This window comes from Pyrinomonas methylaliphatogenes, from assembly GCF_000820845.2.
Taxonomy (GTDB): domain Bacteria; phylum Acidobacteriota; class Blastocatellia; order Pyrinomonadales; family Pyrinomonadaceae; genus Pyrinomonas; species Pyrinomonas methylaliphatogenes.
Genome location: NZ_CBXV010000003.1, coordinates 113,436 through 132,046, shown reverse-complemented (window position 1 = coordinate 132,046; position 18,611 = coordinate 113,436). Strand labels below are relative to the sequence as shown.

Annotated in this window: 15 protein-coding genes; 10 read left to right on the top strand and 5 right to left on the bottom strand. The window is 62.2% G+C overall.

Annotation, left to right across the window (positions count from 1 at the left end; translation table 11 throughout):
- Positions 1–35 precede the first annotated feature (35 nt).
- The 3 genes from guaA to PYK22_RS04040 all read left to right on the top strand — a co-directional run bounded on the left by guaA (position 36) and on the right by PYK22_RS04040 (position 6,016).
- Positions 36–1,580, top strand: a complete 1,545-nt coding sequence (gene guaA, locus PYK22_RS04050; protein WP_041974711.1) for a glutamine-hydrolyzing GMP synthase — start codon at positions 36–38, stop codon at positions 1,578–1,580.
- Positions 1,581–1,739: 159 nt separating this feature from the next.
- Entirely contained in the window at positions 1,740–5,195 is a 3,456-nt protein-coding gene (gene dnaE, locus PYK22_RS04045) for a DNA polymerase III subunit alpha (protein ID WP_157770658.1), read from the top strand.
- Positions 5,192–6,016: an acetyl-CoA carboxylase carboxyltransferase subunit alpha gene (locus tag PYK22_RS04040; RefSeq protein WP_060635321.1), complete on the top strand. Its 825-nt coding sequence runs from the start codon at positions 5,192–5,194 to the stop codon at positions 6,014–6,016. Before dnaE ends, PYK22_RS04040 begins: the two co-directional genes overlap by 4 nt.
- Here PYK22_RS04040 and PYK22_RS04035 read toward each other — a convergent pair.
- Complete coding sequence (locus tag PYK22_RS04035; protein WP_060635320.1) at positions 6,013–6,429, bottom strand: single-stranded DNA-binding protein; 417 nt, start codon at positions 6,427–6,429, stop codon at positions 6,013–6,015. The genes PYK22_RS04040 and PYK22_RS04035 overlap by 4 nt on opposite strands.
- A gap of 202 nt (positions 6,430–6,631) precedes the next feature.
- On the opposite strand from PYK22_RS04035, the gene recN reads away from it, so the two are divergent.
- The 5 genes from recN to PYK22_RS04010 all read left to right on the top strand — a co-directional run bounded on the left by recN (position 6,632) and on the right by PYK22_RS04010 (position 11,843).
- Entirely contained in the window at positions 6,632–8,308 is a 1,677-nt protein-coding gene (gene recN, locus PYK22_RS04030; RefSeq protein ID WP_041974708.1) for a DNA repair protein RecN, read from the top strand.
- A gap of 90 nt (positions 8,309–8,398) precedes the next feature.
- Complete coding sequence (gene miaB, locus PYK22_RS04025) at positions 8,399–9,727, top strand: tRNA (N6-isopentenyl adenosine(37)-C2)-methylthiotransferase MiaB (protein WP_041974706.1); 1,329 nt, start codon at positions 8,399–8,401, stop codon at positions 9,725–9,727.
- 15 nt (positions 9,728–9,742) lie between these two features.
- Positions 9,743–10,228 (top strand): bifunctional nuclease family protein, encoded by a 486-nt coding sequence (locus tag PYK22_RS04020; RefSeq protein WP_041974704.1) that lies wholly within the window; start codon positions 9,743–9,745, stop codon positions 10,226–10,228.
- 6 nt (positions 10,229–10,234) lie between these two features.
- Positions 10,235–11,020 (top strand): ParA family protein, encoded by a 786-nt coding sequence (locus PYK22_RS04015; RefSeq protein ID WP_041974702.1) that lies wholly within the window; start codon positions 10,235–10,237, stop codon positions 11,018–11,020.
- Positions 11,013–11,843, top strand: coding sequence for a ParB/RepB/Spo0J family partition protein (locus PYK22_RS04010; RefSeq protein ID WP_083437589.1), 831 nt, complete (start codon positions 11,013–11,015; stop codon positions 11,841–11,843). Before PYK22_RS04015 ends, PYK22_RS04010 begins: the two co-directional genes overlap by 8 nt.
- On the opposite strand, the gene PYK22_RS04005 is transcribed toward PYK22_RS04010, so the two are convergent.
- The gene (locus PYK22_RS04005; protein WP_041974700.1) at positions 11,840–12,364 is read right to left on the bottom strand and encodes a hypothetical protein; all 525 of its coding nucleotides are present in this window, start codon (positions 12,362–12,364) and stop codon (positions 11,840–11,842) included. The genes PYK22_RS04010 and PYK22_RS04005 overlap by 4 nt on opposite strands.
- Positions 12,365–12,699: 335 nt before the next feature.
- On the opposite strand from PYK22_RS04005, the gene metK reads away from it, so the two are divergent.
- Entirely contained in the window at positions 12,700–13,839 is a 1,140-nt protein-coding gene (gene metK / locus PYK22_RS04000; protein ID WP_041974698.1) for a methionine adenosyltransferase, read from the top strand.
- 37 nt (positions 13,840–13,876) lie between these two features.
- On the top strand, positions 13,877–15,145 hold the full coding sequence (gene ahcY / locus PYK22_RS03995; protein WP_041974696.1) for an adenosylhomocysteinase: 1,269 nt from the start codon (positions 13,877–13,879) through the stop codon (positions 15,143–15,145).
- Here ahcY and PYK22_RS03990 read toward each other — a convergent pair.
- The 3 genes from PYK22_RS03990 to PYK22_RS03980 all read right to left on the bottom strand — a co-directional run bounded on the left by PYK22_RS03990 (position 15,142) and on the right by PYK22_RS03980 (position 18,610).
- Positions 15,142–17,331 carry an LptF/LptG family permease gene (locus PYK22_RS03990; RefSeq protein WP_041974694.1) on the bottom strand — a complete coding sequence of 730 codons (2,190 nt, stop codon included), beginning with the start codon at positions 17,329–17,331 and terminating at the stop codon, positions 15,142–15,144. The two genes, ahcY and PYK22_RS03990, sit on opposite strands and share 4 nt — an antisense overlap.
- A gap of 1 nt (position 17,332) precedes the next feature.
- Positions 17,333–18,022, bottom strand: coding sequence for a DNA repair protein RecO (recO, locus tag PYK22_RS16350; RefSeq protein ID WP_060635318.1), 690 nt, complete (start codon positions 18,020–18,022; stop codon positions 17,333–17,335).
- 210 nt (positions 18,023–18,232) lie between these two features.
- On the bottom strand, positions 18,233–18,610 hold the full coding sequence (locus tag PYK22_RS03980) for a DUF6677 family protein (RefSeq protein WP_157770656.1): 378 nt from the start codon (positions 18,608–18,610) through the stop codon (positions 18,233–18,235).
- Between the last annotated feature and the right edge of the window lies 1 nt (position 18,611).

Below are 18,611 nucleotides of genomic sequence, written 5' to 3'. Positions count from 1 at the left end.
AATAGCGAAGGGAGATCGGTTTCAAGCAAGAGAAGATGGTGCGACATGACACGGTGATCATATTGGATTTTGGGTCGCAGTACACGCAGTTGATCGCGCGGCGCGTGCGCGAATTGGGCGTGTACTGCGAGATATTGCCGTACAGCGCGAAGATAGAGGAGATCGCCGCGCGCGCGCCGAAGGGGCTGATCTTTTCGGGCGGCCCGGCTTCGGTCTATCGCGCGGAATCACCGCGCCCGCCCAAAGGGTGGCAAGAGTTGAGGGTCCCTGTGCTCGGGATATGTTATGGGCTGCAGGTGATGGTCGAGGAGTTAGGCGGGGAGGTTGAGGCGGCGCCGGCGCGCGAGTACGGGCGGGCGCGATTGCGGGTCGTAGCGGATGACAGCCCTTTATTTAAGGGGCTTCCGCGGGAGTTCGACGTTTGGATGAGCCATGGGGACAGGGTGCGGCGCGTGCCGCCTGGGGGGCGGGTGACGGCGACGACGGATGAAGCGCTTAATGCGATCGAGGATTTAAGCAATTGCTTATTCGGCGTCCAGTTCCATCCCGAGGTGGCGCACACGGCGCACGGGCGCGATCTGCTGCGCAACTTCGTCATCGACATCTGTCAAGCGCGCGCCGATTGGTCGCCGGCGGCAGTGATCGGCGCGCAGGTGGAGCGGATCAGGGAGGCGGTAGGCGAGCGCGGGCGGGCGATCTGCGCTCTTTCTGGCGGGGTCGATTCGGCCGTTGCGGCCGCGCTCGTCCATCAAGCGATAGGTGAGCGGCAGACCTGTATCTTCGTCGATACTGGGCTTTTACGCGATGGGGAGCGGGAGCGGGTCGAGGATTGGTTCAAGAATCGCTTAAGGTTAAATCTGCGAACGGTGGCCGCTGGCGATAGATTTCTGGAGAGACTGCAAGGGGTTATAGATCCGGAGTTAAAGCGCCGTCTGATCGGCCACCTATTTATCGAGATCTTCGAGGAGGAGGCGCGGCGGATCGGCGGGGCGGAGTTTCTGGTCCAGGGGACGCTCTATCCGGACGTGATCGAATCGGTTTCGGTGCGCGGCCCGTCGGCGGTGATCAAGACGCACCATAACGTTGGCGGTCTGCCGGAGCGTTTGAACTTGCGTTTGCTCGAACCCTTAAGGGAACTCTTTAAAGATGAGGTGCGGGCCGTCGGGCGGGAGCTTGGTCTGCCGGAGGAGCTTTTAGGGCGGCACCCTTTTCCCGGACCTGGGCTAGCTGTGCGGATCATCGGCGAGGTGACGGAGGAGCGCGTGCGGATTCTGCGCGCGGCCGATCGCATTCTCGAGGAGGAGATTCGCCGCGCCGGGCTATACGACGAGTTATGGCAGGCGTTCGCCGTCCTGCTGCCCGTTTCGACCGTGGGGGTTATGGGCGATGAGAGGACTTATGAGCGCGTGTTGGCCGTGCGCGCGGTGACGAGCGTCGACGGGATGACGGCCGATTGGGCGCGATTGCCGCACGAGGTTCTCGCGGAGATCAGCCGGCGCTTGGTGGCCGAGGTGCGAGGGATCAATCGCGTCGTTTACGACATAAGCTCGAAGCCGCCGAGCACGATCGAGTGGGAATAGTGTCATGTGAAAACCTTCAAGCTTATTCTCCGATCCTTCGGCCAAATTCAAGTCGTCCGCGCTTTTGGGGGGGACCGAGAGGCGCTCCCACTAGATCTTGAGTCGCGCTCTTCGCGCGCCTCGTGATATAGTGTGGCGCTCTTTCGGAGGCATCCCAAGATGCGCGATTTCGTCCACCTGCATCTGCACACCGATTATAGTCTGCTGGACGCGGCCAATCAGATCAAACCGCTCGCCCGGCGCATCGCCGAACTGGGGATGCGGGCTTGCGCCATCACGGACCACGGCAACCTGTTCGGCGCGATCTCCTTCTACCACACGATGCGCGAGCACGGCATCAAGCCGATCATAGGCTGCGAGGTCTACTATACGCGCGGCGACCGCCGCGCGCCGCAGCCGGGCGAGAAGCTCCATCACATGGTCCTTTTGGCGAAGGACTTGGAGGGGTATCACAACCTCGTGCGGTTGGTTTCGCGCGCGTACACGGAAGGGTTTTATCGCAAGCCGCGAATCGATCGCGAGTTGCTCGCCCGCTATAGCGGCGGGTTGATCGGCCTCTCGGCCTGTCTATCGGGGGTCGTCCCCGCGCTGTTGCTGCAAGACAAGGAAGAGGAGGCGCGTCTGGCGGCGCACGAGTTCGAAGAGATACTGGGGCGCGGCAACTTCTACTTGGAGGTTCAAGAGCACGAGATGGAGTTGCAGCGCGAGGCGAACCGTCGGATCGTCGAGCTGGCGCGGCGGACGCGCCTGCCGCTTGTGGCGACCAATGACGCGCACTATCTGCGCCCGGAGGACGCGCGGGCGCACGACATACTGCTTTGCATAGGGTCGGGGAAGACCGTCAACGACCCGCACCGCTTGCGCTACGGAGCGCAGGACTTTTACGTCCGCAGCCCTGAAGAGATGTGGGCCATCTGGGGCGGGGAGCTGCCCGAGGCGCTGGAGAACAGCCTGCGCATCGCCGAGCGGTGTGAGCTTGAGCTGCCGCAGGGGATAAACCACGTTCCCCTCTATCCCGTGCCGGATGGGCGGAGCGTCGAGGAGTATTTCGAGGAGGTCGTGCGGGACGGTTATGAGCGTCGCCGCCGGACGGTGTGGGAGCCGCTGATTGCGCGCGGCGAGTTGCGGCACACGCTGGCCGAGTATCAGGAGCGCCTATCGCGCGAAGTGGCGATCATCCGGCAGATGGGGTTTGCCAGCTATTTTCTCATCGTCTGGGATTTCGTGCGCTACGCGCGAGAGAACGCCATCCCAGTGGGGCCGGGGCGCGGGTCGGCAGCTGGATCTTTGGTCGCCTATTGTCTGGAGATCACGGATGTCGATCCGCTGCAGTACGATCTGCTCTTCGAGCGTTTTTTGAACCCGGAACGGGTCACGATGCCCGACATAGACATAGACTTTTGCGTGCGCGGGCGCGAGCGCGTCATCGAGCACGTGGCACAAGTCTACGGGCACGATTCGGTCTGCCAGATCATAACCTTCGGGACGCTCGCCTCGCGCGCCGTCGTCAAGGATGTCGGGCGCGCTTTGGAGATGCCCTATGCGGAGGTCGAACGGATCGCCAAGATGATCCCGCCGCCGGTGCGCGGGCGCAACGTTTCGATCGCGCAGGCGCTCGAGCAGGTGCCGGAACTGCGCGAGGCGGTCGAAAGCGATGCGCGCGTGCGCGAGCTGATCGATCTGGCGCAGCGGCTCGAGGGCTGCGCGCGCCATTCATCGGTTCACGCGGCTGGAGTGGTGATCGCGCCGCGCCCGCTGGAGGAGCTTGTGCCGGTGGCGGTCAGCCCGCGCGGGGAGCGGACGACGCAGTATGCGATGGCGGATCTGGAGCGGACCGGGATCTTGAAGATGGACTTTCTGGCGCTGACGACGCTGACGATTATAAGCGATTGCATAAAGAGTATAAAGCAATCGCTTAATATCGAGATCGACTGGAGTCGCATCCCGACGGACGATCCCGCCACGATGCGGCTGTTTGCCGAAGGGCGGACCGAGGCCATCTTCCAGTTCGAATCGCCCGGCATGCAGGAGATCTGCCGCCGCCTTAAGCCGAAGAACCTGGAGGATCTGGCTGCGCTCAACGCCCTTTATCGCCCGGGGCCGCTCGACGGCGGCATGGTCGAGGATTTCATCGCGCGCCACCACGGCGAACGGGCCGTGCGCTACATCGTTCCGCAGATGAAGGGGATTTTGGCGAACACTTACGGCATCATCGTCTATCAGGAGCAGATCATGCAGCTTGCGCAGCAGCTGGCCGGTTACAGCTTGGGCGAGGCCGATCTGATGAGGCGCGCCATGGGGAAGAAGAAGCGCGAAGAGATGGCGCGCCATCGCGAGAAGTTCGTGCGCGGCTGCATCGCGCGCGGCATTCCCGAGGCCAAAGCGGAGCAGATCTTCCAGCTCATGGCCCAATTCGCCGATTATGGCTTCAATCGCAGCCACTCGGTCGCCTATGCCTATCTGGCGTTTCAAACGGCCTATCTGAAGGCGCACTATCCGGAGCATTTCTACGCGGCGGTCCTCTCGAACGAGGCTGAAGACACGGCCAAGGTCCTCAAATATGCGAAGGAGTTGCGCGAGCAAGGGATCAGGCTCTTGCCGCCGGACGTTAACGAAAGCGGGGCCGGCTTTACGCCTCTGCGCGACCGGGCTATACGCTACGGTCTGGCGGCGATCAAAGGGCTCGGGCAGGCGAGCGTCGAGGCGATCATCGAGGCGCGCGCGCGTGGTCCCTTCCGTTCGCTCTTCGATTTCGCCTCGCGGGTGCGTTCGCTCAATCGACGGACGCTCGAGAGTTTGATCGGCGCGGGCGCGCTCGACTGTTTGGCCCCTTCGGGCTCGGCCCATGAGCGGCGCGCGCGCTTGATGGCGACGATCGAGCGCGCGTTGGCCGTTGCGGCGCGCGCGCAGCGGGCCTCGGAGACGGGGCAGAGCGGTCTGTTCGGCGAGGCGGAGCACGAGGAGGAGCTATTGCCGGCAGAAGCGTGGTCGCCCGCGCAGTTGCTCGCGGCGGAGAAGGAGGCGCTCGGTTTCTACGTGACGGGCCATCCGTTGGATGGATACGATCCGTCATCGCTCGGCTGCGTCAGCATCGCCGAGGCGGCGACGCGCGAGGGGGTGGCTAGCATCTGTGGGATCATCACTGAACTGCAGGTGCGCACGACGAAGCGCGGCGAGCGCTTTGCGCTTTTTCGGTTGGAGGATCAGTCGGGGCGTTTGCGTTGCGTGTTGTGGCCTGAGTGGTACGCGCGCTTTCGGGCGCTTTTGGCGAACGATGTGGCGGTTCTGGCGCGCGGGCGCCTCGAGACGGGGGAGGAGAGCGGAGCGACGCTCATCGTCGACGAGCTGGAGAGGTTGGATGAGGCGCCGAAGCGTTTGGCGCGCGCGCTCATCTGCCGTCTGCCGGATTTGCCGCCGGGGGGCTGGCTCGAAGAGCTGCTGCGCGTGTTACATGGACATAAGGGCGAGTGCGAGGTATTAATAGAGATGGAGGTCGATGGTCGCGCGCGCGTTCTGGCGCGCACGCCCGTGCGCGTGCGCGGGGGAGTGGAGTTGGAGCGCGAGCTGGAGCGTTTGGGCTGCCGTTTAGAATGGCGTGCGGCCAATGGGAGATGATGGAGACGAGTGCGTTTACGCGTGTGCAGTTGGCGCGCCATCCGGAGCGACCCCAAGCGTGCGACCTGATCGCGCGCATGTTTGAGGGGTTTACGGAGCTGCATGGCGATCGGCGATTTGCCGATGATCCAGCGCTCCTGTGCGGGCCGGCCCTTTTCCGCGGAAGACCCGTCATGGTCATCGCCCAACAGAAGGGGCGCGACACGGATGAGCGACGGCGGCGAAATTTCGGGATGAGCAAGCCCGAGGGGTACCGGAAGGCTTTGCGCGCGATGAGGCTCGCGGAGAAGTTCGGGCGTCCCGTCGTCTCGTTGATCGACACGCCGGGGGCGTACCCGGGGGTGGATGCGGAGGAGCGCGGGCAGGCCGAGGCGATCGCCGTCAATCTGCGCGAGATGGCCCGTCTGCGCGTCCCCTTAGTCGTCGCGGTGATCGGCGAAGGCGGATCGGGCGGGGCTTTGGGGATAGGCGTGGGCGATTATGTGCTCATGTTGGAGAACGCCATCTATTCGGTGATCTCGCCCGAGGGGTGTGCGGCGATCCTTTGGAAGGACGCCGCGGAGGCGCCGCGTGCGGCCGAGGCGTTGCGGCTGACGGCGCAGGATCTGTTAAGCTTCCGGATAATCGATCGCATCGTCGCGGAGCCCGCCGGAGGGGCGCACCGTTCGGCCGACGAAACGGCCCATCTGTTGGCCGAGGCGCTCGAAGAGGCGCTCGAAGAGCAGGCGCGGCTCGACGCGGCGACGCGCGTGGCGCGTCGTTACGAGCGGTTGCGGGCGCTCGGGGTATGGCTCGATGTCGGCGCGCCGACATCGAGCTAGAAGGGGATATCTTCGTCCGCGATCGCTTCGCCTTCTTCGCCCTCGGCGGCGTCTTCCGCCGCGCGGGGGAAGGGCTCCTCCTCGGGGCGGCTGCCGATAAACTGCAGGTCTGTGGCTTGGACCTCGAGCGTGTAACGGGCGCGCCCCTCGCGGTCGGTCCACTCTTCGACCCGCAGGCGGCCTTCGACGTAGACAGGGCGCCCCTTGGTCAGATATTTGGCTGCCGTTTCGGCCTGCCGACCCCAGAGGGTGACGCGAAACCATGTGGTGATATCCTGAGGGTCGCCAGCCGGGTTGCGCCGCCGCTCGTTGGTCGCGACCGTAAAATTACAGACGGGCGTCCCCTGCGGCGTGTAGCGCAACTCGGGGTCGCGCCCCAAATTGCCGACGATGATGATCTTATTGAAGGACATAGAACGCTCCCCTTTCAAAGTCGATGCGGGATAGTAACCGGGCTTATGGCGCGCGGTCAAGTGGGCTCCATAGAAGGCCCCTTCTTCGTTTATAATTTACGGCTCGAGACCTAATAATCGCCGTGAAGGATCGACTCGGGGAGTCGCAAAGGGATCTTGAAGTAAGGGTTTAAATGTAAATTCTCAATTAACGGAACCTTTCATGTTAAAGTCCCTTCACATCGCCGACTTCGCGATCATCCGCGACCTCGAGCTCAAGCTCGGCGACGGACTCAATCTCCTGACGGGTGAGACGGGCGCTGGAAAATCGATCATCGTCGATGCGCTCGGCTTACTGCTCGGCGGGCGGGCCGAAACGGGCGTCGTGCGCGCCGGAGCCCGGCTGGCGGTCGTCGAAGGGGTTTTCGCCGTAAGCGAATCTGAGGCGATCGCTCGCGCGCTCGCCGAGGAGCAGATCGAATGGGATGATGAATTACTCATCAGACGCGAGATCCAGGCAGGCGGTCGCAGTCGGGTCTTGATCAATGGGCAGAGCGCTTCGCTGGCGCTCGTTCGTCGTCTGCAACCGCTGCTCGCCGAGATCTATGGGCAGGGCGAGCAGCAGACCTTACAATCGCTGCGCACGCATACGGAGCTATTGGACGCCTTTGCCGACAGCGATGATCTACGTCGCGCGATCGCCTCTTTATATACGCGACGGCGCGAGATCCGACAGGCTTTGGATGATCTGGAGCGGGATCGGCGGGAGCGTGAACGCGAGCGGGAGTTCATAGAGTTCCAACTGGCCGAGATAGAGCGGGTCGCGCCGCGCGCTGGCGAGGAGCGGGAACTTGAAGCGGAGCGCGCTCTGCTTGTCGCCGCCGAGGAACTACAAACGCTCGGGGCGGAGACCTATCTTGAGCTTTACGAGGGGGATCGCAGCGCGTTGGCGCTGCTTGGGGCGGCGCGGCGGCGGCTGGAGCGCGTGCGCCACTTGGACGCGCGTTTGGCCGCCGTTTTAGGTGACCTGGAGCAGGCATCGGCTCTGATCGCGGAGGCTGCCGAGACGATTCGCGACAGATTGGCGGCGCTCGATTTCTCGCCGGAACGTTTGGCGGCGCTCGAGGAGCGCTTGGCATCGCTCGAGCGGTTGAAGCGACGTCACGGGGTGTCGCTCGACGAGCTCGCAGAGGTTGCCGCGCAGCTTCGACAAAGGCGCGCATCGCTCATCGAAACGGACCGAAGGCGAGAAGATCTACAGCGCGAGTTGGAGGCGGTAGAGGCGCGTTATGCTGAGGCCGCTGCGCAGTTGAGCGCGACGCGGCGCGGCGCGGCGCCGCGCTTAGCCCAGCGCGTCGCCCGCGAACTCGGCGCGCTGGCGATGGAGCACGCGCGGTTTCAAGTCGAGCTGCGAACGGCCGAGCCTGGGGCAGAGGGGTATTATTCGGCGTTCGGAGCGGATCGCGCGGAATTCCTGCTCGCCGCCAATCCGGGCGAGCCGGCGCGCGCGCTGGGGGAGGTCGCTTCCGGCGGCGAGCTCTCGCGTCTGATGCTGGCTTTGTTGACCGTATGTTGCGCTGCGGGTTCTGGAACGCTCGTCTTCGATGAGATCGACGCGGGGATTGGCGGGCGGGTCGCCGAAGCGGTGGGCCAGCGTCTGCGCGAGCTGGCGACTCGGCAGCAGATTCTGTGCGTGACGCATCAGGCGGCGATCGCGCGTTTTGCCGATCACCATTTCGTCGTCGCCAAGCGCGTGCGTGGTGGAAGGACCGAGGTCGCCGTGCGCAGATTGGGTTGGGAGGAGCGCATCGGGGAGCTTGCGCGTTTGATCGGGGCGGAGGATATCGCGGAAGCTCACGCGACGGCGCGTTGGATGCTGGAAGAAGCGCGCAGACGTTGACGCTTTCTGCTATACTTTAGGGCGATGAGGCGAGTCTACTCTACCCTTTCCCGCTAGGCAGCGGAGGGCGGAGAAGGATATTTTAGGGCGATGAAGCGAGTCTACATCGAAACGTTTGGTTGTCAGATGAATGTGGCCGATACGGAGCGCGCCGCGACGCGGTTGCGGGCTGCCGGCTATGAGCTGACGGACAGGGAAGAGGAGGCCGACGTGGTGCTCTTCAACACCTGTTCGGTGCGCGAGAAGGCTGCGCAGAAGGTCTTTACGCGCATCGGCGAGGTACGGCGCGCGCGGCGGCGCCCGCTGATCGGCGTCATGGGGTGTGTGGCGCAGTTAGAGGGCGAGGCGCTCTTTGAAGAAGGGGTGCGATTAGTCGTCGGCACACGCGCGACCGATCGGCTGCCAGCGCTTCTCGAGCGCATACGGGGCGGCGAGCGGCGGGCGATAGATCTCGGCGAGCGGCGCGAGGGGGAGGTTTGGGATGTCTCGCCAGCCGAGCGCCATTCGCCGTATGTCGCGTTTGTGCCGATCATCGAAGGCTGTAACAAGTTCTGCTCTTACTGTATCGTGCCCTTCTCGCGCGGGCGCGAGAAGAGCCGTCCGGCGCGCGAGATCCTCGCCGAGGTCGAGCAATTGCGCGCGCTTGGCTATCAAGAGGTGCATCTACTTGGGCAGAACGTCAACAGCTATCGCCCGCGCACCGAGAGCGAGCGTGCCGGGTTGGAGGCTTTCCCGGGAGCGACGCCTTTTGCGCGCCTGTTGCGTGCGGTGGCGGCCACGGGGATGGAGCGGATCAAGTTTACGACCTCGTTTCCGCGCGATTTCCATCCGGATATCGTCGCGGCGATCGACGAGCACGAGAACCTCTGCGACTGGGTGCATCTGCCCGTACAATCCGGGAACGATCGCGTGTTGCGGATGATGCGGCGCGGATACACGCGGGCCGATTACATGGCGCGGGTCGAGGCGATCAAACGCGCGCGGCGGCGCATCGCTTTGACGAGCGACATCATCGTCGGTTTTCCCGGCGAGACGCGCGAGGAGTTCGAGGATACGGTGAGTTTGGTGCGCGAGTGCGAGTTCGATGGGCTCTACATCTTCAAATATTCTGTGCGCCCGGGGACGCGCGCGGCGGCTTTAGCCGATGATGTTTCGCCCGAGGAGAAGCGCGAGCGCTTCTTGCGTTTGGAGGAGGTGCAGCGGGAGATCCAGCGGCGCATATATCGCGGGTACATCGGGCGCGAACTTAAGGTATTGGTTGAAGGTCGAAGCGCTAAATCTTTGGTAGATTTGACTGGTCATTCGACCTGCAACAAGGTCGTCAATTTCGCCGGCGGGCCCGAGCTGATCGGCCGTGTGGTTCGGGTGCGCATCACCGAGGCGAAGGAGCACAGTCTAAGGGGCGAATTAGTCGCATGATGAGGTGAGGGCGTTATGGAGATAGAGGTGAAGATCCGCGGGTTGATGATGGATCCGAACAGCGGCACGCCGATCATCATCCTCAAGGACGTGCACAGCGACACGATGTTGCCGATCTGGGTGGGGGCGTGTGAGGCGAACGCGATCGCGTTGGAGATCGAGAAGGTGGCTCCGCCGCGCCCGATGACGCACGATCTATTACGCAATTTGATCCTCGAGTTTGGGGCGCGGGTCGAGCGCGTCGTGGTGACGGAGTTGCGGGATAACACCTTCTTTGCCGTCATCGAGATGCGCACGCGCGAAGGGGAGCTGTTGATGTTAGACGCGCGCCCGAGCGACGCGATCGCTTTAGCGCTGCGGGCCGATTGTCCGATCTTCGTTGACGAAGAGGTGATCAAGCAGTCGCGCGGTGCGGTCGAGGAGCGTCCGGCGGGCGAAGAGAGCGCGGAGGATGAGGAATGGCCGGACGTGATCGGTGAGACGGGCGATCTTCCGATGTAAGGGGCGATGCAGAGCGGGGAGCAGAGAAGAGCGCGGGCGGTGATCGCCATCGCCAACCAGAAGGGCGGGGTTGGGAAGACGACGACGGCGATCAACTTGGCGGCGGCGTTAGCGCGGCGCGGGTTTCGCACTTTGCTGTTCGATATGGATCCGCAGGCGAACAGCTCACTATCGTTTCTCGATCCACGCGAGTTGGGGCCATCGGCCTATGAGCTTCTGATGGACGGACAGGCTGACTACTCCCCATACATTTACCGGACGCCGGTCGACGGTTTGGAGATGGTCCCGGCGCGGATCAACCTGGCGAAGTTGGAGGCGAAGTTGGTTGGCGATTTCGATGCGCCCTTTCGGTTGAAGGACCGCTTGGAGGGGGTGCGGGCGAGCTATGATTTCATTCTGATCGACACGCCGCCGACGCTGGGTTTGATTACGGTCAACGCGCTGGTGGCGGCGACGCACGTTCTAATTCCGATTCAGTCATCCTATTTTGCGCTTGAGGGGACGGATGATCTGCTGGAGACGATCGAGAAGGTCAAGGCGCGCCCGAACCCGAACCTGCGGCTTTTGGGCGTGCTCGTGACGCTGCATGATCGGCGGACGACGCTTGCGCGCGATGTATACGAGCAGATCAAGCGCGTCTTTGGGGACAAGGTCTTCGAGACGGTGATCACCAAGAGCGTGCGGTTGGAGGAGTCGCCGGCCTATAAGGAATCGATCTTCACGTTTGCGCCGCAGTCATCTGGCGCGAGCGAGTACGCGAAACTGTGTGACGAGGTGATCGAGCGTGTCTAGGAGAGGATTGCCTGCCGGGGTGGGGTTGCGTCGCGATGCGCACTATGTCGAGGAGCTAGCCGGGCGCGGTCCGGTGCCCGTGGGGCGGCTGATTGCGGTTGATCGTCTCTACCCGAATCCCGACCAACCGCGCGTCGAGATCGGCGATTTGACGGAGCTGATCGCCTCTGTACGGGAGAAGGGGATATTAGAGCCGCTGTTGGTGCGGCCATCGAACGAACGGCCCGGCTACTGGATGATCATCGCGGGGGAGCGGCGGTGGCGCGCGGCGCGGGAGGCGGGATTGCGCGAGGTTCCGTGTATCGAGCTTGAGGTCGACGACCGTGCGGTGGCGGAGATCGCGCTCATCGAGAATCTACAGCGGAAGGATTTGACGCCGTGGGAGGAGGCGGATGGTCTTCTCGCCTTGAGCGAGCGGTTCGGGTATACCCACGAAGAGATTGCGCGCAAGGTGGGGAAGAGCCGGAGCACGGTGACCGAGGCGCTCTCGATCGCGACGTTGCCGCCGGAGATTCGGGAGCGATGTCGGCGCGCCGACATCACTTCGAAATCGCTCCTGTTGCAGATCGTGCGGCAGCCGGACGAGGAAGCGATGCGGCGCATGGTCGACGAGATCATACGCCGGGGGATGACGCGTGACGAGGCGCGCGCGGCGCGGCGGGCGAGCGGTGCGGCGAGCAAGCGCGCCGCACCCTATACTTTCCGGCATCAGGCGGCCGATGGCGAGTATCGCGTCGAGGTCAGATTTCGCCGGGCACAGGTTGAGCCGAGCGAGGTGCGGCGTGCGCTCGAAGCGGCTCTGGCCGCGCTCGATGGTCGTTAGGAGGCGGCGCGCCGTTCGGTCTGTTTGGCGCGGCGAGCGAGCGCCCGCGCCCATCTTTCGAGCACCGGTTGCAAAGGTTTGAAGAGCCGGGCGCGCAAGCGATGCTCGCGCTCATGCAGCGCGCGCAGATGCTCTTCCGTATAGCGGCGGATGGCCGGTTCGAGCTGATGGCGTTTGACCGAGTGGCGCAGCGTCAGATAGTAGTGTTGCCCGATGAGCGAAATGACAGTGGCCGCGAGATTGTTCTTGAAGGCGAGACGGGGAAGGATCCTCTTCCAGAAGGGTTGATCACGCGGCAGGAGTTGATCGATGGCGATCTCAAGCCAAGCCGGCTGTGCGCCTTGGCGCGGATGGTACAAACCAGGCAGCTTGCTCCAGCGCGGGTCGGCGATGCGGTCGACCAAACGTATACGCTCGATGCCGCGCAGATGTTCCCGTGGCATGTGGCGTAAGATCGTCTCGATGCGCTCTACGGTCGAGCGTGGGAGTTTCGCGCGAGCGAGGTTTTCGATCTTAACCATAGCGCCGAAAGCTTAGGCGAGCCCCGCGCTTGACGTCAAGCGCGGGGGCAAAGGAGAAGACTCTCTTGTGTTCGGATTCCAGGTCTACAAGGTCAGATCGCTGGTCATTAAGGTTCTGCGAGACGGAGATGGATTGCGTCTGATAATAGATCTTATGTGCCCGTCAGCATAGATCTTATGTGCCCGTCAGCATAGATCTTATGTGCCCGTCAGCCCGGCGAATCGCGAATCTAGACTACGGGCAATCTAGACTACGGGCCTTGACATCATCGCACCCACCTGCTAGAGTACGCAACTCTTTCAAAATCAAATAAGTTAAGGAGAGACTCCGAGGTTTGAGAGCACGCCGACTATTCACCTCCGAATCGGTTACCGAAGGTCACCCAGACAAGATCGCCGATCAGATCTCCGATGCTGTGCTGGATGCCGTACTAAGCGAAGACCCGGAAGGACGCGTCGCTTGCGAGACACTCGTCACGACCGGTTTGGTCGTCATCGCCGGCGAGATCACAACCCAAGCGCGCATAGATTTCGCACGGATCGCGCGGGAGACTATCCGCGAAATAGGATACACGCGAGCCAAATACGGATTCGACTGCGACACATGCAGTGTAATCACGACGATCGACCGTCAGTCACCCGACATCGCCATGGGGGTCGATACCGGCGGCGCGGGCGACCAAGGGCTCATGTTCGGTTTCGCCTGCGACGAAACCCCAGAATTGATGCCCCTCCCGATTCAGCTCGCGCACAAGCTGGCAGCACGACTCGCCGAAGCTCGCAAAACCGGGGAACTTGCCTTTCTCCGCCCGGACGGAAAATCACAGGTAACGGTCGAGTACAGAGATGGTCGCCCCCACCGCATCGAGACGGTCGTCATTTCGACCCAGCACGACCCGCAAATCCCTCAAGAACAACTGCGCGCCGAGATCATCGAAAAGGTTATACGCCGAACGGTTCCGCCAGAGCTTCTCGACCGAGAAACGAAATACTACGTAAACCCCACTGGACGATTCGTCATCGGGGGGCCGCAAGGCGATGCGGGGCTAACCGGTCGCAAAATCATCGTCGACACCTATGGTGGGTACGCCCCGCACGGCGGGGGGGCCTTCTCCGGCAAGGATCCGACGAAGGTCGATCGCTCGGCAGCATATATGGCCAGATATATCGCTAAGAACATCGTAGCTGCGGGGCTAGCCAGCCGCTGCCTAATACAACTCGCCTATGCCATAGGAGTCGCCGACCCCGTTTCCGTACTGGTCGACACGCAAGGGACAGGGCTCATTTCAGACGAGAGGCTCTCAGAGATAGTGCGCGAACACTTCCGCTTGACGCCGCGCGAGATCATCGAAGAACTGGATCTGCGCAGGCCAATATACCGCCGCACGGCTAGCTACGGCCATTTCGGGCGCAACGAATTCAGCTGGGAGCGAACCGATCGCGCCACGGCGCTGAGATCCGCAGCTGGCATATAATTGAAATTCCCTGATTTTTCTCAACGAAAGGAGGTTTATGAAGGGATACGAGGTTAAAGATCTCAGCTTAGCACCCCATGGACGCCAGCGAATAGATTGGGCCGACAGAGAGATGCCCGTCCTGCGCCTCGTGCGCGAAAGGTTCGCGGACGAAAAACCGCTTGCCGGACTGCGCATCGCCGCCTGCGCGCACGTCACGACCGAGACGGCCAATCTCGTCAGGACGCTGCAGGCGGGCGGAGCAGAAACGGTCCTGATCGCTTCGAATCCTCTCTCGACCCAAGACGACGTCGCAGCCGCTCTGGTTGCGGAGTGGGGAGTAAGCGTTTATGCGATCAAGGGAGAGTCGACCGAAACCTATCGTAACCATGTCCACATAGCCCTCGACCACAGGCCGCAGATCATCATCGACGACGGATCGGACGTCGTCGCTACGCTCGTCAAGGAGCGCCGCGCGCAGATCGGAGAGGTGATCGGAACGACCGAGGAGACAACGACCGGGATCATAAGACTGAAAGCGATGGAGAGGACCGGCGTGCTGACCTTCCCCGCCATCGCCGTCAACAACGCACAGACCAAACACCTCTTCGATAACCGATACGGCACGGGCCAATCGACGCTCGATGGGATCATCCGTGCAACAAATATTTTACTCGCCGGTCGGACGGTGGTCATCGCCGGTTACGGATGGTGTGGCAAGGGCGTGGCCATGCGAGCGCGGGGAATGGGGGCCAACGTCATCATCACAGAGGTCAACCCGATCAAAGCGGTAGAGGCCGTGATGGATGGCTTTCGCGTGATGCCGATGATCGAGGCGGCCTCTTGCGGCGACGTGTTTATCACGGTCACAGGCAACCGTCACGTAATAGATCGCGAACATTTCGCCCGAATGAAGGATGGCGCGGTCGTCTGCAATAGCGGACACTTCGATGTGGAGATAAACCTCCGCGCCTTGCGCGAATTGGCCGAATCCGATCCGATCACGGTGCGCCCGTTCGTTGAAGAATACAGACTACGGGCGAACGGGCGGCGAATCATCGTCCTCGGCGAGGGGAGACTCATCAACCTGGCCGCCGCCGAGGGGCATCCGGCAAGCGTAATGGATATGAGCTTCGCAAACCAAGCGCTCGCCGTCGAATATCTAGTCAAACACAAAGGGGAGCTCTCCCCAGGGGTTCACACGCTGCCCGCAGAGGTCGATACTGAGATCGCCAGCCTCAAACTGCGCTCGCTGGGGATAGAGATCGATCGCTTGACGCCGGAGCAGATCGAATACCTGTCAAGCTGGGAAGCTGGCACCGCCTAGGTCCTTGCCCGCGCGAGCATATACAAGCCAGCGGCAGTGAAGAGGGCTGTGGGGGCCCAACCGGCCACCGCGGGCGGGAGCAACTGCTGCTCACCCAGCAGTTGAAAGAGGCTCGTCACCGCCCAGAAGCAGAGGCCTATCAAGATGGCGCCGGCAAGTGGGATCAGCGCGCTGCGCCGCCCAAAGGCGAGCGCAAGCGGGATGGCGACGAGACACATCACAAGGGGGGCTACGGGCGCGGCGCGCTTGCTTTGGCGGGCGACGAGGAGCGGGGCGAGCGGCGGACGGTCGCCCCGCCGCTCGAGGACGCGGATCGCTTCGCTTAACTCCCTGCTGCTTAATAAAGCAGGCTTATTAAGCACTTGTTTAAAGACGTCCGCCTCCTCCCCCCGAAACGCCGCCTGCTCCGCCACTCTGACCTGCTCATCGCGCAACAGCCGTGCCCTGTCGACCACCCACCTCCCCCCACCCTCATAGCGCGCCCAATCGCCGCTCAGAACCGCATCCAAATGGACTCCCTCATCATCGAAGAAGTAGATCTCCGGCGCAGCGAGTCTCCCGTCGCGATATTCGTCGTAAGAATAGATCCGCCTCGTATCGAAGGAGGCAAGCCAAGCCCGCCCCGTCGGTTGCGCCGCGCGCGCCACACCCCGAAGCTGCGCTCGGAGCATGTCCTGTCGCCGATTCAAGCGCGGCAAAGGCCCTTCCTGCGCCAACCATAAGAAGAGCCCGATAAGCCCCGCAAAGCAGAGCCCCGGAGCCATTAAGCGATACGTGCTCTGACCGGTTGCCCACCAAGCTACGGTCTCGTTGCGCCGGGCCATTAGCCCATAAGTGACGATGGCGGCGACGAGGACCGCCAGCGGCGCCAGAACGTAAGCCGAGAAAGGCCACAGAAAGAGCAGGTATTCCCAAAGTATTCGCCTTCTCCCCTCATCCGTGGCAAAGCGCCACATCTCGAAAAGCGTGAAGATCAGGAAAAAGCCGGTTAGACCGAGCGCCGAACCGACAAAACCTGTCGCCAGCGAGCGTAAGATCACGCGGTCGAGCAACCCGAAGCTCAAGGAGCGCGTGGATGCGCTGCCCCTCCGAGGATATACCCACCGCCCAGAAGGCCACGGCACGTTCCACAATCTACCCCTCCCAAGAAGCAGCAGGCTGCAAATAACAGCAACCCCGGTTGCTAACCACCCTCCCACCGCCGGAGGGAGTTGTCCGCTCCGTCCCAGCTGCTCTCCGATCAGCGTCAGAAGATAGTAGAAGAGCATCGCCACGAGCGCGAGGAAGATGCCAACCCCGCGCCCGCCGCGCCGCACGCGCAGCCCTACGGCTCCTCCAAAAATAGCGCAAACCAGCGGCGCTATCCCCAAAGCCAATCGCTTATGAAAGATCGTCGCGGCTTCGCCCCTGCTTGCCAAGCGCAGCTCGCCAAGAGACATCTCCTCATATGAGATCCTCTCCTCACCGAGCGCGCGCATCAATGCCGCCCGTCCTGTGTCTAGCTTAACCCGCAACTGTGCCGAACGCTCTACTGTATACGGTCCCTTCCCGTCTCCCCAATCGCGCGGCAGCGTCGTAACCACCGCATCGCTTAAAACCAGCTCGGCATCGTCTCCCGAAAGATCCACCCGCCCGGCCCGCGCCGTGATGAGCCGTATCGTGCCATCCCTCTCCTGCGAGCGGATGAAGATCCTGCCCCATTGCCCCGCCCGACCGTCACGAACATATAACACTTTGCCGGGAAGCTCCGCATTAAAGGAACGCGGCTCCGCTGGTGAATTGACCCTCTCCAGTGCAACAGCGGCGAGCGTCTCGTGAAGCCGCCTTACTGCGCTCGGCGCGGCTTCCAGATTGAGCCACAACGTGAAAAGGCTTATCGTCCCTCCCCAAAGCACAGCCGGAGCGATGATCCGCCACGTGCTCACCCCAGCGGCGCGGAGCGCGGTGATCTCACTGTCGCAGCTCATCTTCGCATATCCGGTAAGCGTCCCTACTAGCGCCCCCGTCGGCAAGGCAAAGACCAAAATGCTCGGCAGAACTTCGACAAGCACCCTCATACCGATCGTTCCGCCAGCATCTGCTAGCCGACCTATCTGCTGCCCGAGCAACGCTCCGGTCAATAGTAAAGCTCCCAACGCCGTATATGGCGCTAGGTTCGCCAACACGTAGCGTTCCAAGAGTCGCATCTTATCTATTTTCGAGGTAGTCTGTTATCAGACTCTCAGTCAGCCGCCCCACCCCCACGGGAACCTCGCACTCCGCAAATTCCAATGGCCCCAACACTAAGGCCGCCCCAACCGCCCGCCGCACAGTCGGCTGAACCCTCATCCCCGTGCCGCACCTTAAACAAACCAACTCCCCTTTATCCCAAACCGTATCCTCACTCATCCCCCACTCCCTGCCACATCGCACGCAACGCGCCATCCCAGGCCATAAACCGCTCAACCGTAATAGCCAGATCTCAAAATACCGCCTGACCCTCTCCCACCGCCCCGGAACTTCGCTGAGCGCATCCAAACAGGACCGCAACAAACGAAAAACACGTTCATCGGGATGGTTCGCCGGAATCAACTCGCCTACAAGCAGGCTCATATACATGGCCGCTTCCCACGCCGCCCTGTGCCTCGCTAAATCGAAATAAGACCTTATCACCTCCGCCCGCTTGACCGAAACTAACTCCTGCCCCTCCTTCTCAAAATAAGCGAAATCCACCACCACCGGCGGTTCTAGCCCAGCCCCAAAACGACTCCGCAACCGCCGCGCGCCACGGGCTACGCCGCGTACCACCCCGGCGCGGCGCGTCAGCGCCACGACGATCTTGTCCGCCTCCGCCAGCTTGTATGTCCGCAATATGATCGCTTCGGTTTCGACCAGCATTTACTAGGGCCCTAAATGTTATCGGACTCGATCGGAGCTAAACCTACGGCGGTAACCAATACAGTAACCAGGCTAAAGCCAACCCAACCCCCATAAACTCCACAAAAACCCGTACCCCATAACGCACGCGCTCGCCCCGCGTCCCGTAACTCACCGCCCCAAAAACGACCCCAATGAACGCCGCCAAGAGCGCCATCACCAAAAAATGCCTCACCTCTTCCTCCCCACACCAATATCGAAGGCATCCAACATCACCAGATAGTTCAAAAGCCCAGCAACCATCAAAAAAACGTTCCCATACTCATATGTCAATAGCTCAGCCCGATCCGTAAACCCAACCCCCGTCGCCCAACAGATCACGTATAGACCGCCCACCCCAAAATCGAAAAGCCCATAAACCTGCTCCAAACCGTTCCCTCCGCTCAAAGGATCGAAAAACCTCCCGCCAAACGCCCATAAGCCGATCAAACACATCCCCCAAATGACCGCCCCGAACATTAGCCCGCGCCACGGGCGCCCCTGCCAAAAATGGCCTCCCCCAGGCACCAACCACGCTAACGCCCCGCTCACCCACGCATCTACCTTCACT